14 protein-coding genes, 1 other RNA gene and 1 riboswitch are annotated in these 13,473 nt (G+C 68.5%); of the genes, 7 read left to right on the forward strand and 8 right to left on the reverse strand.

Annotated features, from left to right (window positions below; genetic code table 11):
• Window positions 1–900: a cobalamin-binding protein gene (locus tag AC1DEL_RS06575; protein WP_092290723.1), complete on the forward strand. Its 900-nt coding sequence runs from the start codon at window positions 1–3 to the stop codon at window positions 898–900.
• 16 nt (window positions 901–916) lie between these two features.
• On the opposite strand, the gene cobC is transcribed toward AC1DEL_RS06575, so the two are convergent.
• The 7 genes from cobC to AC1DEL_RS06610 are packed head-to-tail and all read right to left on the reverse strand — an operon-like array spanning window position 917 to window position 7,855.
• Window positions 917–1,513 (reverse strand): alpha-ribazole phosphatase family protein, encoded by a 597-nt coding sequence (cobC, locus tag AC1DEL_RS06580; protein WP_477125431.1) that lies wholly within the window; start codon window positions 1,511–1,513, stop codon window positions 917–919.
• The gene (locus tag AC1DEL_RS06585; RefSeq protein ID WP_477125430.1) at window positions 1,498–2,274 is read right to left on the reverse strand and encodes an adenosylcobinamide-GDP ribazoletransferase; all 777 of its coding nucleotides are present in this window, start codon (window positions 2,272–2,274) and stop codon (window positions 1,498–1,500) included. The genes cobC and AC1DEL_RS06585 overlap by 16 nt, the downstream gene beginning before the upstream one ends.
• 22 nt (window positions 2,275–2,296) lie before the next feature.
• The gene (gene cobT, locus AC1DEL_RS06590; protein ID WP_092290728.1) at window positions 2,297–3,361 is read right to left on the reverse strand and encodes a nicotinate-nucleotide--dimethylbenzimidazole phosphoribosyltransferase; all 1,065 of its coding nucleotides are present in this window, start codon (window positions 3,359–3,361) and stop codon (window positions 2,297–2,299) included.
• A gap of 19 nt (window positions 3,362–3,380) precedes the next feature.
• Window positions 3,381–4,040, reverse strand: a complete 660-nt coding sequence (gene cobO / locus AC1DEL_RS06595; RefSeq protein WP_092290730.1) for a cob(I)yrinic acid a,c-diamide adenosyltransferase — start codon at window positions 4,038–4,040, stop codon at window positions 3,381–3,383.
• The gene (locus AC1DEL_RS06600) at window positions 4,041–4,856 is read right to left on the reverse strand and encodes an ABC transporter ATP-binding protein (RefSeq protein WP_477125429.1); all 816 of its coding nucleotides are present in this window, start codon (window positions 4,854–4,856) and stop codon (window positions 4,041–4,043) included. It lies immediately after the preceding gene.
• Window positions 4,853–5,860 carry a FecCD family ABC transporter permease gene (locus AC1DEL_RS06605; protein WP_477106283.1) on the reverse strand — a complete coding sequence of 336 codons (1,008 nt, stop codon included), beginning with the start codon at window positions 5,858–5,860 and terminating at the stop codon, window positions 4,853–4,855. Before AC1DEL_RS06605 ends, AC1DEL_RS06600 begins: the two co-directional genes overlap by 4 nt.
• Window positions 5,861–5,896: 36 nt before the next feature.
• Window positions 5,897–7,855 carry a TonB-dependent receptor plug domain-containing protein gene (locus AC1DEL_RS06610; RefSeq protein ID WP_454757309.1) on the reverse strand — a complete coding sequence of 653 codons (1,959 nt, stop codon included), beginning with the start codon at window positions 7,853–7,855 and terminating at the stop codon, window positions 5,897–5,899.
• 74 nt (window positions 7,856–7,929) lie between these two features.
• A riboswitch (cobalamin riboswitch) is annotated at window positions 7,930–8,193 on the reverse strand.
• A gap of 201 nt (window positions 8,194–8,394) precedes the next feature.
• Between AC1DEL_RS06610 and AC1DEL_RS06615 the strand changes: the two genes are divergently transcribed.
• The 6 genes from AC1DEL_RS06615 to AC1DEL_RS06640 all read left to right on the forward strand — a co-directional run bounded on the left by AC1DEL_RS06615 (window position 8,395) and on the right by AC1DEL_RS06640 (window position 11,794).
• Window positions 8,395–8,730, forward strand: a complete 336-nt coding sequence (locus AC1DEL_RS06615; RefSeq protein ID WP_092290738.1) for a hypothetical protein — start codon at window positions 8,395–8,397, stop codon at window positions 8,728–8,730.
• Complete coding sequence (locus tag AC1DEL_RS06620) at window positions 8,727–9,065, forward strand: cell division protein ZapA (protein WP_092290740.1); 339 nt, start codon at window positions 8,727–8,729, stop codon at window positions 9,063–9,065. Before AC1DEL_RS06615 ends, AC1DEL_RS06620 begins: the two co-directional genes overlap by 4 nt.
• Before the next feature lie 324 nt (window positions 9,066–9,389).
• Window positions 9,390–9,606, forward strand: a non-coding RNA gene (ssrS, locus tag AC1DEL_RS06625) — 6S RNA.
• Window positions 9,607–9,718: 112 nt separating this feature from the next.
• Window positions 9,719–10,159: an EVE domain-containing protein gene (locus AC1DEL_RS06630; RefSeq protein WP_441645501.1), complete on the forward strand. Its 441-nt coding sequence runs from the start codon at window positions 9,719–9,721 to the stop codon at window positions 10,157–10,159.
• Window positions 10,160–10,169: 10 nt separating this feature from the next.
• Entirely contained in the window at window positions 10,170–10,982 is an 813-nt protein-coding gene (locus tag AC1DEL_RS06635) for a sulfite exporter TauE/SafE family protein (RefSeq protein WP_092290744.1), read from the forward strand.
• A gap of 119 nt (window positions 10,983–11,101) precedes the next feature.
• Entirely contained in the window at window positions 11,102–11,794 is a 693-nt protein-coding gene (locus AC1DEL_RS06640; protein ID WP_441645478.1) for an SIMPL domain-containing protein, read from the forward strand.
• A 54-nt stretch (window positions 11,795–11,848) separates the two neighbouring features.
• Here AC1DEL_RS06640 and AC1DEL_RS06645 read toward each other — a convergent pair whose 3' ends face one another.
• The gene (locus tag AC1DEL_RS06645) at window positions 11,849–13,402 is read right to left on the reverse strand and encodes a malonate--CoA ligase (protein WP_477125428.1); all 1,554 of its coding nucleotides are present in this window, start codon (window positions 13,400–13,402) and stop codon (window positions 11,849–11,851) included.
• Window positions 13,403–13,473 lie beyond the last annotated feature (71 nt).

A 13,473-nucleotide genomic window follows, 5' to 3' on the forward strand; every position in this document is an offset into this window, starting at 1 on the left:
ATGACGAAGTCCACCGCCGCGCTGGCCCTGCTTGCCGCGCTCCTGACCTCCACCGCCCACGCGGCCGTTTCGGTCATCGACGATGCCGGCAACACCGTGACGCTGGCCCAGCCCGCGCGCCGCATCGTCTCGCTGGCGCCGCATGTAACGGAGCTGCTCTACGCCGCTGGCGGCGGCGACCGCATCGTCGGCACGGTCTCCTACAGCGACTACCCGCCGCAGGCGCGCGACCTGCCGCGCGTGGGCGACAACAAGGCGCTGGACCTCGAACGGATTGCCGCGCTGAAGCCGGACCTGATCGTGGTCTGGCGCCACGGCAACGCGCAGAAGCAGACCGACCGCCTGCGCGCGCTCGGCCTGCCGCTGTTCTACAGCGAGCCGCGCAAGCTCGAATCGATCCCGGAAAACCTGGAGAAGCTCGGCAAGCTGATGGATACCGGCCCGGTGGCCACGCGCGCCGCCGCGGACTTCCGCCAGCAGGTGGAGACGCTGCGCAAGACCTACGCCAACCGGCCGCCGGTGACGGTCTTCTATCAGGTCTGGCAGCAGCCGCTGATGACGCTGAACGGCCAGCACATGGTCAGCGACATGCTGGCGCTGTGCGGCGGGCGCAACCTGTTCGGGAGCGAGCCGCCGCTGGTGCCGACCGTGTCCGTGGAAGCGGTGGTGGCCGGCAACCCCGAGGCGATGATGACGGCGGGCATCGGCGCCACGCGGCCGGACAAGCCGCTGGCGGATTTCTCGATGTGGGAAAAATGGAAGTCGGTGACGGCGGTGGCGCGCAACAACCTGTTCATCATCGACGGTGACCTGGTCAACCGCGCCGGCCCGCGCGTGGTGCAGGGCGCGGCCGAGATCTGCAAGGATCTCGATATCGCGCGCTCGCGCCGGCCGTCCTGATCCTCGTTGATTCGATCTAGTTCGACAGCCGGTTCCACCAGCCGAGCCGTGCGCCCATGCCATCCGCACCATCCAGATGGAAGCGGCACGTGGCCCCAAAGCCCAATTCCCACCCCAGCGTGCGCGCCAGCGGCAGGCCCAGCCAGTGCGCAGCCAGCATGCGGATAGGGCCGGCGTGGGTCACCACCCACAGGCAGCCCCCGGCGTCGGCCGGCAGCGATCCGGCCCAGTCCACCACGCGCGCCATGACCTGCGCGGCGCTCTCGCCGCCGTGCGGACGCGCCGCCATCAGGTTGGCCGCCCAGTGATCGAGATCGGCGCGGTCGATGGTCGCCCACTCCCGCCCTTCCCACTGGCCGAAGTCCAGCTCCCGCAGGCGCGGTTCGATTTCCGGATGGATGCGGGTGTCGATGCCGCGGGACAAGGCCGACGCCGTGTCGCGCGCGCGGGCCGCCGGGCTCGTCAGGATGCGGTCCGGCCGCAGACCGTCCAGCGTGGCGACGATCCGCTCGGCGGGCGGCGAGACGGGCAGCGCCAGCGCGAGGTCCAGCGCGCCGTAGCAGATGCCCGGCGCCACTTCCGGCCGGGCGTGGCGGATCAGGACCACGTCCATGCGGCCGCCACGAGGTAGATCGACAGTTCGCCGCATTGCTGCGCCATGCCGAGGCAATCGCCGGTATAGCCGCCCAGCCGGCGCACGAAGTACGCGCCCAGCGCCGCGCGCACGACAACCAGCACGACGATGGCCACGCCCGCGAACATCGGCCCAAGCAGCACCAGCGGCGCCACGCCGCAGACCAGCGCGAACAGCAACCCGGCCCCGGCCAGCCGCTGCGCCACCGGCTTGGCCTTGCCCTCGGCGCGCACATAGTCGTGCGTGGCGAGAAAGGAGATGGCCATCGCCCGGCTCGCGCCATGGCCGGCCACCAGCACCGCCAGCAGCACGGCCAGCCCGCCCGCCTCGCCCGTGGCCAGCAGCAATTGCCACTTGAGCAGCAGCGCCATGACGATGGCGATGGCCCCGAAGGCGCCCACGCGCGAGTCGTGCATGATGGCCAGCACGTCCTCGCGCCGATAGCCGCCGCCGAAGGCATCCGCGCAATCGGCCAGACCATCCTCATGGAATGCGCCGGTCAGCAGCAGCGTGGCGATCATGCCCAGCGCCACCGCCACGGGCGCGCTCCACAAGGCCAGCGCGCCCCAGGTGACCAGCGCGCCGGCCACGCCCACCAACAGCCCCACCAGCGGAAAGTAGCGCGCCGCCGCGTTGAGATAGTGCGGCTGGAAGCCGACCCAGCCGGCCAGCCGCTGCGGCAACGGCACGCGCGTGAAGTAGCCGAGGGCGGTCAGGAAGAAGCGCAGTTCGTCGGCCATGGTCGGGTTTTCCGGATTCCGATCAGGCCGCGCCGGGGCTCACGCCGGCACCGCTGAACGTCGCCATTTCCTTAAGGAACGCCGCCGCCGACGCCACCAGCGGCCACGCCAGCGCCGCACCGGTGCCTTCGCCCAGGCGCAGGTTCAGGGCCAGCAGCGGTTCGGCGCCGAACTCGGCCAGCAGGGCCTTGTGGCCGCGCTCATCGGAACAATGCGAGAACACGCAGTACTGGAGCACGGTCGGGTCGATCCGTGCCGCCACTAGCAGCGCGGCGGAGGCGATGAAGCCATCGACCAGAATCACCATGCGGCAGGCGGCGGCGGCCAGGTAGGCGCCGGTCATCGCCGCGATCTCGAAGCCGCCGAAGGTGGCCAGCACGTCCAGCGGCGCGGTGACCTCGGCGTGGCGGGCCAGCGCGCGCTCGAGGATCTCGCGCTTGCGGGCCACGCCGGCGTCGTCCAGCCCGGTGCCGCGCCCGGCGCAGTCGGCCAGCGGCAGGCCGGTCAGCCGGCTCATCAGGCAGGCGGCGGCGGAGGTGTTGGCGATACCCATCTCGCCGAAACCGATCACATTGGTGCCCTGCTCCGCATGGCGCAGCACGCGCGCCATGCCGGCCTGGATGGCCGCGCCAGCCTGCGCCGGCGTCATCGCGGCTTCCTCGACGAAATTGCGCGTGCCGTCCGCCACGCGGCAGTTGACCAGACCCGGCGCGGCCGGCAGCGGCGCGCGCACGCCGGCATCCACCACTTCCAGCACCATGCCGTGCTGGCGCGTGAAGACATTGATCGCCGCGCCGCCGCCGAGGAAGTTCAGCACCATCTGGGCCGTGACTTCGGGCGGGAAAGCGCTCACGCCGGCATCGGCCACGCCATGATCGCCGGCAAAAACGATGATGGTCGGGCGGGTCAGCACCGGCTGGGTCTCGCCCCGGATCAGGCCGATCTGCATCGCCAGCGACTCCAGCCGGCCCAGCGAGCCGGGCGGCTTGGTCTTGTCGTCGATGGCGGCCTGGAGCGCGGCACGCAGCGAGTCATCGAGCGGGGCGATCGGGGGAAGTTGCAGGGGGGTGTCGGTGAAGGTGGACATCGTCATTTCCGCAGTGTCTTTACATTTCCACGCCGCGCTGGGCCTTGATGCCCTGCTGGAACGCGTGCTTGACCGGGGTCATCTCGGTCACGGTGTCGGCGGCCTCGACCAGCGCCGGCGGCGCGCCGCGGCCGGTGATGACCACGTGCTGCATCGGCGGACGGGCGCGCAGGTCGGCGATGACCTGCTCCACGTCGAGGTAATGCAGCTTCAGCGCGATATTCAGTTCATCGAACAGGACCAGCCCGATGGCCGGATCCTGCAGCATGCGCCGGGCGATTTCCCAGGCGGCCTCGGCCTTGGCCACGTCGCGCGCGCGGTCCTGGGTCTCCCAGGTGTAGCCCTCGCCCATCACGTGGAACTCGCAGGCTTCCGGAAAACGCTGGAGGAACATCTCCTCGCCGCTCGGGATGGCGCCCTTGATGAACTGCACCACGCCCGTGCGCATGCCGTGGCCCATCGCGCGCACGACCATGCCGAAACCCGAGCTGGACTTGCCCTTGCCGTTGCCGGTGGTGATCACGATCACGCCGCGCTCGGTCTGCGCGGCGGAGATCTTGGCGTCCACCACTTCCTTCTTGCGCGCCATGCGGGCCTTGTGGCGGGCGTCGCGGCCGGCATCGTCTGGGGTGTCGGGCGTTTCCGGGGTGTCCGGCGGGTTGTTATCGATATCGCTCATTTACGAATTTCCAGTCATCCCATCGGGAATCAGCGCCGTATGGAGGCCGTCGCTGACGCTGACGATGGGGGTGCGCAGCGCCCGGGAGCACTGCGCGGGGGTGAGGACTTCCGGCGCGGGGCCGTGCAGCGCCTGACCGTCTTCGGACATCAGCAGCGCATGCGTGGCGTAGCGGCGCGCCAGGTTGAGATCGTGCAGGATCACGACGGCCGCGTGGCGGCCTGCCGTGGTCAGGCGGCGCAGCAGTTCCAGCACGAGGATCTGGTGGCGCAGGTCGAGGTGGGCCACCGGTTCGTCGAGCAGCAGCAGCGGCGCCTGCTGGGCCATGGCGGCGGCCAGCGACACGCGCTGGCGCTCGCCGCCGGAGAGCGTGAGGACATCGCGCGTGGTCAGGGCGTCGAGGTCGAGTTCGGTCATGACGTCGCGCACCACGCGGTCATCGTCGCCCTGGCCCCAGCCCCAGCCGCTCATGTGCGGATGACGCCCCACGCGCACGGCGTCCTGCACGGCCATCGAGAAGGTGTCGTGCACGGCCTGCGGCAGGTAGGCGCGCTGGCGCGCGAGCGCGGCCGGCGCGGCGCGGGTGACCGGGGTGTCGTCGATGCGCACCTCGCCGCCCTCGGGCGCGCGCAGGCCGGCCAGCACGCCCATCAGCGTGGACTTGCCCACGCCATTGGGGCCGACCACGCACCAGAACTCGCCCGGCGCGATGGCCATCGACAGATGCTCCACCAGCACGCGCGACCCGGTGCGCAGGGCGACATCGCGCAGGTGCAGGCTGGGACAAGGCGCGAGCGGCGTAGACCAATGGTTCATCGCGGCCTCCGCAGCAACAGATAAAGGAAGGTCGGCACGCCGAGCAGCGCGGTAATCACGCCCACCGGCAGTTGGGTCGGGGCGATCACGGTACGGGCGATCAGATCCGCCGCCATCAGCAATGTGCCGCCCAGCAGCACCGAGGCCGGCAGCAGCAGCCGCTGGTCGTTGCCCCAGGCCAGCCGCACCATATGCGGCACGACCAGGCCGACGAAGCCGATCGACCCCGCCGTGGTGATCGCCGCCGCGATGGCGAACGAGGCGATCAGGAAGGTGGCCAGCCGCACCCGGCCCACCTGCACGCCCAGCGATTGCGCCACGGTCTCGCCGAGCAGCATCACGTTGAGCGAGCGGGCCATCGGCATGGCCAGCGCCAGCGCCACGGCCAGCGTGGCCAGCGCGGCGCCGTAGCTGGCGGTGCCGCCGAGGTCGCCCGTCAGCCAGAACAGCATGCCGCGCAGCCGCGATTCCGGCGCGATGGCCAGGATCAGCGTGATCAGCGCGCCCCAGCCGGCGGCCAGGATCACGCCGGTCAGCAGCAGGCGGGCGCCCGCCTCGTGGTGGCCGCCCTGCACGCGCGGGTGCAGCAGGTCCCGGCGCGCCAGCGAAGCCACCAGCACCATCGACAGCAGCGCCCCGCCGGCGGCGCCGGCCTGCACGGTCCACAGCGGCAGCATCAGCAGCATCGCCAGTAACGCGCCGGTGGCGGCGCCGCCCGAGACGCCTAATACATAGGGCTCGGCCAGCGGGTTGCGCAGCAGCACCTGCATCAGCGCGCCAGAGAGCGCCAGCAGGCCGCCGCACGCGAACGCGGCGACGGCACGGGGGAGTCGCAATTCCCTGACAATCGCGCCGGCCATGCCGGCATCGGTGGCGGTCAGGGCCTGCCAGAGCTGCGAGGCATCGAGCGATACGCTGCCCAGCGCGAGCGACAGCCCGAACACGGCCAGCCCCGCCAGGGCGAGGAGCAGCCAGACGGCCAGCGCGCGGCGCGCCTCAGCCATGGCGGACCCCGCCCGGGCGCGGCGCCTTGCCGGGCCTCATTTCTGGCGCCATCCCAGCGTGACGAACCCCGCCCGGCCCTGCGTGGCGTACGGATAGGCGAGCTGGTAGTTCTTGTCGAACAGGTTTTCCACGCGGGCGGCGACGTACCATTGCTTGTCGATGTTGTAGCGGGCGGTGAGGTTCAAGATACCGTATCCGCCCAGCCGGCGCGAGCCGTTGTCCATCCGCGACGACGAGACCAGCCACTCGCCCCCGAATCGGAAATCGCCGAAATTCCGGCCCACATCGAACGACGCATGGCGGCGCGCGCGGCGCAGCAACTGGGTGCCGTTGGTTTCATCGACCGGATTCTGGAAGGTCACGCTGGCGCCGACATCGGTGCCGAGCAGGTTGGCGCGCCAGGACGCCTCCACCCCCTGCACCTTGGCCTTGTTGACGTTCTGCGCCAGGAACAGCCCGTTGGCCTGCTGCGTGGAGACGATCAGGTCGTTGTAGCGGGTCTCGAACGCGGTCACGCGCAGCAACCCGGTGGCGGCAGTCTCCACCTGCACGCCCAGCTCGGCCGACTTCGCGCGCTCCGGCTGGAGGTTCGGCTGGCCGAAGTTCGGGTAATAGAGTTCGTTGAAGGTCGGCGCGCGGAAGGCGTTGCTGACGTTGGCGATCAGCTTGACCGCCTGGGTCAGGTGGAAGCCATAGCCGGCGAAGAAGCTGCCCTGGTTGCCGAAGTCCGAATAATGGTCGTTGCGCGCGTTCAGCTGCAGCTGGTGGCGGCCGATCTTGCCTTCGTAGCCGCCGTAGACCGAGAACACATTGCGGATGGGCGCGTTGTAGGCGCTGGACGACAGTTCCTGCTGGAGGTAGTCGGTCCCGAACAGCAGCGTGTGGTCAGGCGTCAGCGCGTACTCGTTCTGCCAGTTGAACTGGCGCGAGCGCGTGCTGAACAGGCTGTCGAACAGGCCGTTCTTGGTGGTTTCGGCGCGGTCCTCGCTCTGGGCAACCTTGAAATGGGTGCGCCAGTCGGGCAGCAACTTGCCGTTGACGAACGCGGACAGCGTGTACAGCTCGCTATCCATACGCAGGTCGTCGGTCGGCTTGCCGCTGGTGCTGTCGTACGACAACTGGCTGTTGGAGTAGTACGCGGCCACGCCGGCGTCCCAGTCCTGGCTGAACTTGTGCTTCACCTGGCCGGAGACGCTCTTGTTCTCGTACGGGTTGTCGGCCGGATTCGGGCCGATGCCCTGCCGGGCGCGCGTGGGGTTGTCGCGATTCCATTTCGCGGCGTCGATCGACGAATAGCCGTCGGTCTTGAACATCGAGCCGGTGACGTTGAACGAGGTATCGCCCACCTGCCCGCCATAGCCGACGGTGCCCTGGCGCGTATTGTTGCTGCCGTACTCCACCGAAGCGTTAGCCGCCGGGGCCTGGCCGGCGCCGCTCTTGGTGAAGATCTGCACCACGCCGCCGATGGCGTCGGAGCCGTACAGCGCCGAGACGTTGCCGCGCACCACTTCGATATGGTCGATCTGGTCCGGCAGGATATTGGCGAGCTGCGCGGTGCCGCCGCTGGCGCCGGCAATGCGCACGCCATCCACCAGGATCAGCACCTGGTTGGAATTGGCGCCGCGCATGAACAGCGTGGTGTTGGCGCCCATGCCGCCCGTGGTGGCGAACTCCACGCCCGCCTGGCCGCGCAGCAGCGAGCGCAGGTCCGGCGCCTGGGTGTTGACGATGTCTTCCTGAGTGACCACCGTGGTGTGCGGCAGCGCCTCGGTCACGGCCTGCGCGGTGCGCGAGGCGGTGACGACCACCGGCGCGAGCGTCTGGCCGGGGGCGGCGCCGCTGGCATCCGGCGCGGCTTGCGCGTGGACCATGGCGGGGTAGAAAGCGGGTACAAGGGCGGGCACGAAGGCGGCGATGGCCGCCAGGATGGCGGGCACGCGCGGGCGGACCGGCGGCTGGGTCGCGGCGGTCTGCCTGTGGAGCGAGGAACGCATGTTGCTGGATGGATGGAAGTACGGCCGGGCCCGTCCCCGCGGGCCTTGTGGCGAAGTGGCGCGCCGCTGTGGAGCGGTGCGCCCGCGTTCAGGCCGGTATCCGGGCTGACGACATCAGGCCGGCCGCCTTCCCGATCGCTGGATCCCCGTCAAATGTCGGGGTGGATCAGTGGCATGCTGGCAGGCCCTTGCGCGGCGCATGGCGCGCGCGCGGTCGCTTACCGTTGCGGGGGCAGCACAGGTTGGCCCAGCGCGCGGCGCGCCCCGGACTCCCTGTTTCCCGTTGAACTGCGGCCCTGTGGGCAGGGTCGCGAGCACCTGGAACGTGCGCGAGTGTAGGCAGTTTCACCGGGGCCGTCAATCTGGCGGACGTGGTGCGGAACCGTCCACTCCGGGGCCGGTTACCCGCACGTTGCGTGACGATCGATGCAACTTCCTGGCGACGCTGCAGTCAGAAACGTCTCGTTGACGACGTGGCCGATCCGGCATCGGCTAGAATCCCGAAACCTGACCCACATTCCATCGGACAGACAGGCACTATGCTCAACGAACTCGAACAACTGGCCGCCAAGATCGGGCGCGTGCTGCATCACGCAGACACCCTGGCGGCGGAAAACCAGCGGCTGCGCGCGGAGATCGACCGCCTGCGGGCCGAGGCGAGCCAGTTGCGCACGGACCGCGAATCCATGGCGGCCGACCGCGAACTGCTCAATATCAAGATCGAGGAAGCCCAGCTGCGCATCCAGTCGATTCTGGACAAGCTGCCCACGGCCAGCGATGCGCGCCAGCTCGACCTGCTGGGCGAAGGCGCCCCGGCCACCGGCTCGGACCCCGATGCCAGCGGCGCGCACCCCGCCCCCGGAGAACACGCATGAGCAATAAGCAAGTCGAAGTGAACATCGCGGGGCAGCCCTACCGCTTCGCCATCGCGCCAGACAACGAAGCCGCGCTGCTGGAGGCGGTGGCGCTGGTGGACAACCAGATGAACAAGCTCAAGGGCAACGTCTCCGCCAAGGGCGTGGAGCGCGTGGCCGTGATGGCGGCCATCAGCATCGCCTCGGACCTGCTGGCCATGCGCCGCAAGCAGGAGGAGGACGGGCAGATTCCCGTGGACGCCGTGCGCGCCCGCATCCGCGAGCTGAACGAGCGCGCCGACGAGGCACTGCGGCAGTACGCGCACGTGGGCACCGACCCGCGCGCGCCGGGCTGACATCGACATCGGACGGATCTGGCCGGACTTGAAATCACACCGCATCGGCCGCACATGACAGGCATGTGAAGCCGATGGCGCAATGTCGGATTTGGCCGATGTCCGGTGTTGAAAATGTAACGATGCAACATGCCGAACTTGGTATGCCTGACGACGCGGTGTATAGTGTAGCCAGACTGCACAAACGCCTTACCGGTGCAGCATACAGGTCAGGTTATCGCGCCCGACCGCCGTTTTCATCCCATCCTGTTTCGAAACGGCAAACGTCTGACATCACCCCAGCTGCTCGCAGCGTAAGGTGAATATAAAGTCAGACGTTTGACAGTTTCCCTGCCTGGTTCGTGAGGGTCATAACTCCTTGAACCGATATGCATTGCATGGTGCGGGATTATGTCGTGTGGGCGAGCGCGTCACCGCATTCATAGTCTTGGTTCTGCCTGGACTCCCTGAGTGGGTGATGTACCCAAAATGCGACTTCCGCAGCCACTCTGAACCTCACTTGGGTTCAGGATGCCGACCCAGCGGCCGAGGCGGGGACCCCTCAGAAGGCGGTGGTTTTCAGAACCACCGCCTTTTTTCTTTGATCGACGGATACTGGTACCGTGACGCCACCCCCCGCCAAATCGGGCCAACGCGCCCCCCAGTACTGGCTGATGAAGTCCGAGCCGGACGAAGCCAGCATCGACGATCTTGCCAAGCGCGGCACGCTGCCGTGGACGGGCGTGCGCAACTACCAGGCGCGCAACTTCATGCGCGACCAGATGCGCATCGGCGATGGTGTGCTGTTCTACCATTCCTCCTGCCCCGAGCCCGGCATCGCCGGACTGGCCGAGGTCTGCTCCCAGCCCTACCCCGATCCCACGCAGTTCGATCCCAAGAGCGATTACTACGACAAGGCCTCGAAGCCCGATGAGCCGCGCTGGTCGCTCGTGGACGTGCGTTTCGTGCGCAAGAGCGCGCTGGTCCCGCTGCCCGCGCTGCGCGAGCACGAGGCGCTGGCGGACATGGTCGTGCTCCGGCGCGGCAACCGCCTCTCCATCACGCCGGTCACGCCGGCCGAATGGCGCTATATCACCGAACGGCTGATGAAGTGACGGGGCGACCATGAGTCCTGTCCTGATTCCGGGGCTGCTGATCCTCGGCGCCTTCACCGGCTTCTGCGCCGGGCTGCTCGGCGTGGGCGGCGGCATGCTGATGGTGCCCTTCCTGACGCTGTTTTATACAGCCATGCAGGTCTCCGACAGCCACATCGTCCATATGGCCATCGCCACGTCGATGGCGACCATCCTGTTCACCTCGCTCTCCTCCGTGCGCGCCCACCACAAGCGCGGCGCGGTGCGCTGGGGCATTGTGCTGGCGCTGGCGCCGGGCATCCTGGTGGGTGGCCTGATCGGCGGCGGCAAGATCTTCAGCGTGCTCAAGACCGGCTGGCTGTCGCTGCTGTTCGCGGTCTTCGTCGGCTTCTCGGCGCTCCAGATGCTGCGCAGCCGCCGGCCACCGGCCGCGCGCCGGCTACCGGGCACACCGGGCATGGTCGGCGTGGGGTCGGTCATCGGCCTGATCTCGAGCCTGGTGGGCGCCGGCGGCGGCTTCATCTCCGTGCCGTTCATGACCTGGTGCAACGTGCCGATCCACAACGCCGTGGCCACGTCGGCCGCGCTCGGCTTCCCGATTGCGCTCGCCAGCGTGGTCGGCTACGTCTGGGGCGGCTGGGACGTGGGCGGCCTGCCGGCCGGCTCGCTCGGCTATGTGTACCTGCCCGCGCTGGGCATCATCGCCATCGCCAGCGTGCTCACCGCGCCGCTGGGCGCGCGGGCGGCGCACAACATGGACGTCAACGCGCTGCGGCGCGTGTTCGCCGTGCTGTTGGCCTGCCTCGCCTCGTACATGCTCTGGAAGGCGTGGCGGACGTTCTGAGCGCGCCGCTCCCTCCGTATTACACGGCGAAACACCCGGATACAGTCATTGCAGCCGCGCACGGAACGAAGTGCGCGGAAAGGCGTCTGAAAGCCACCACTTTGATCGGGAGAACAACAATGAAACAACTGCTTGCGGCCACTTTGCTGAGTACCACCGCTGCCGTGGCATCGGCCCAGACCCTGCCGCCGCCCGCCGGCGTACTGTCGCTGTCCGCCGAGGCGGTCACCGAAGTACCCACGGACGTGGTGCAACTGACGCTGGCCGCGGAACAGGAAGGCGCCGAGCCGTCGGCGATCTCGTCCGCGCTGTCGGCCCGCACGCAGGCCGTGCTGGCGCAGGCCAAGCGCACCTCGGGCGTGGAAGCGCAGTCGGGCGGCTTCACCATCCATCCGAGCACGGACCGCAACGGCCGCATCAGCACGTGGCGCGGGCGCTCGGAAGTGATCCTGAAGTCGAAGGATTTCGCGGCGGTGTCGAAGCTGGCCGGCGAACTGGCCAACCAGATGCAGGTGCAGAACGTCGCCTTCTCGCTCTCGCGCGAGGCACGCCAGGCCACCGAGGCGAAGCTGGCCGAGCAGGCCGTGTCAGCGTTCCGCGACAAGGCCCAGACCAGCACCAAGCTGTTCGGCTATAGCAGTTATACGATTCGTGAAGTGTCGATGAACGACAGCGGCGGCGTGGTGCCGCCGACGCCGCGCATGTACGCCGCCAAGGCGATGTCCGCCGATGCCGGCGCGCCGATCCCCATGGAAGGCGGCAAGGCCCATGTGACCGTGTCGGTCAATGGGTCGGTCCAGATGGTGAAGTAAACAGGTAGTTCGGCTTCCCCCTCCCCCAGTTCTACAGGGCGAGGGGGAAATCCATCACAGCGCGGCGAACTGCTCCCGCAGCACGTTCTTCTGCACCTTGCCCATCGTGTTACGCGGCAGCTCGTCCACCACGTGCACGCGCTTGGGCACCTTGAAGTTGGCGATACGGCCACGCAGCGTGCCGATCATCCCCGCCTCGTCGATCTCCGCCCCCGGCTTGCGCACCACCACGGCCACCACGGCCTCGCCGAAATCGGCATGCGGCACGCCGATCACGGCCGATTCCACCACGCCCGGCAGTTCGTCGATAAAGCTCTCGATTTCCTTCGGATAGACGTTGTAGCCGCCCGAGATGATCAGGTCCTTGCTGCGGCCCACGATCGTCAGGTAGTCGTCTGGCACCTTGCGCTCGCCGGCCTGGCTGACGATGGCACCGCCGAAGCGGCCCACGTCGCCGGTCTTGAACCAGCCGTCAGCGGTAAATTCCTCGGCGGTCTTCTCCGGCATGCGCCAGTAGCCCTTGAACACGTTCGGCCCCTTGACCTCCACATTGCCGATCGCGGCCGGCGCGCAGGGGTTGCCCTCGCCATCCATCACGCGCACCGACACGCCCGGCAGCGGCATGCCCACCGTGCCGCCGATGCGCTCGCCGAGCTTGGGATCGTACGGGTTCGAGACCAGCATCACGGTCTCGCTCATGCCGTAGCGCTCCAGGATGGTGTGGCCGGTGCGCTCGCGGAAGCCGTCGAACGTCTCCAGCAGCAGTGGCGCCGAGCCAGACACGAACAGCCGCATGTTGTCGCACACCTCGCGGTTGAAGCGCGGCTCCTGCAGCATGCGCACGTAGTAGGTCGGCACGCCCATCATCACCGTCGCGCGCGGCAGGAAGGCAAGGATCTGCGCCATGTCGAGCTTGGGCGCCCAGATCATCTTGGCGCCGGCCAGCAGCGCGCCGTGGGAAGCTACGAACAGCCCGTGCACGTGGAAAATCGGCAGCATGTGCAGCAGCACGTCGTCGCTGCGCCAGCCCCAGTATTCGTGCAGCGTCTGGGCGTTGGAAGCCAGGTTGCGGTGCGTCAGCATCGCGCCCTTGCTGCGGCCCGTGGTGCCGGAGGTATAGAGGATGGCCGCGAGGTCATCGTCGCCCTTCGTCACGGTCTCGAAGGTGTCCGGCTGGGCGGCCGCGCGGGCCAGCAGCGAGCCGCTGCGGTCGTCGTCCAGCGTGAACACGTGCGCGGTGTTGTGGCGGAACGCCACCTTCGACACCCAACCGAAGTTCTTGCTGCCGCAGACCACCACGGCGGGCTCGGCGTTGCCCACGAAATAGTCGATTTCCGATTCCTGGTACGCGGTGTTCAGCGGCAGGTACACATAGCCCGCGCGCAGCGTGGCCAGGTACAGGAACAGCGCCTCGGGCGATTTCTCCACCTGCACCGCCACGCGCGCGCCGGCCGGCAGCTTCAGCGCGGCGAGCAGGTTGGCGATCTTGGCGGTGGCACGGTCCAGGTCATCCCAGCTGTAGTACAGCCCGTCATGTGTCTCGATGCAGCACGCGCTGCGGTCGACGGGAAAGCGGGATTCGAACAGGGCGAACAGATTGGCGTTCATGGTACGGAATCGAAGGAAATAGGATGCCGGCGAATAAGACGGGATTGCGGTGGCGAAACCGGCACGCGGAC

The organism is Cupriavidus sp. 10L43_2 (assembly GCF_056395265.1).

What these genes read in the sequence shown, in the direction of transcription:
- AC1DEL_RS06615 (WP_092290738.1), top strand. Translation starts at nt 8,395, where the DNA reads ATGCTCAACGAACTCGAACAACTGGCCGCCAAGATCGGGCGCGTGCTG.
- cobT (WP_092290728.1), bottom strand. Translation starts at nt 3,361, where the DNA reads ATGTCCACCTTCACCGACACCCCCCTGCAACTTCCCCCGATCGCCCCG.
- cobO (WP_092290730.1), bottom strand. Translation starts at nt 4,040, where the DNA reads ATGAGCGATATCGATAACAACCCGCCGGACACCCCGGAAACGCCCGAC.
- AC1DEL_RS06620 (WP_092290740.1), top strand. Translation starts at nt 8,727, where the DNA reads ATGAGCAATAAGCAAGTCGAAGTGAACATCGCGGGGCAGCCCTACCGC.
- AC1DEL_RS06600 (WP_477125429.1), bottom strand. Translation starts at nt 4,856, where the DNA reads ATGAACCATTGGTCTACGCCGCTCGCGCCTTGTCCCAGCCTGCACCTG.
- AC1DEL_RS06640 (WP_441645478.1), top strand. Translation starts at nt 11,102, where the DNA reads ATGAAACAACTGCTTGCGGCCACTTTGCTGAGTACCACCGCTGCCGTG.
- AC1DEL_RS06585 (WP_477125430.1), bottom strand. Translation starts at nt 2,274, where the DNA reads ATGGCCGACGAACTGCGCTTCTTCCTGACCGCCCTCGGCTACTTCACG.
- cobC (WP_477125431.1), bottom strand. Translation starts at nt 1,513, where the DNA reads ATGGACGTGGTCCTGATCCGCCACGCCCGGCCGGAAGTGGCGCCGGGC.
- AC1DEL_RS06610 (WP_454757309.1), bottom strand. Translation starts at nt 7,855, where the DNA reads ATGCGTTCCTCGCTCCACAGGCAGACCGCCGCGACCCAGCCGCCGGTC.
- AC1DEL_RS06605 (WP_477106283.1), bottom strand. Translation starts at nt 5,860, where the DNA reads ATGGCTGAGGCGCGCCGCGCGCTGGCCGTCTGGCTGCTCCTCGCCCTG.
- AC1DEL_RS06630 (WP_441645501.1), top strand. Translation starts at nt 9,719, where the DNA reads ATGAAGTCCGAGCCGGACGAAGCCAGCATCGACGATCTTGCCAAGCGC.
- AC1DEL_RS06635 (WP_092290744.1), top strand. Translation starts at nt 10,170, where the DNA reads ATGAGTCCTGTCCTGATTCCGGGGCTGCTGATCCTCGGCGCCTTCACC.
- AC1DEL_RS06575 (WP_092290723.1), top strand. Translation starts at nt 1, where the DNA reads ATGACGAAGTCCACCGCCGCGCTGGCCCTGCTTGCCGCGCTCCTGACC.
- AC1DEL_RS06645 (WP_477125428.1), bottom strand. Translation starts at nt 13,402, where the DNA reads ATGAACGCCAATCTGTTCGCCCTGTTCGAATCCCGCTTTCCCGTCGAC.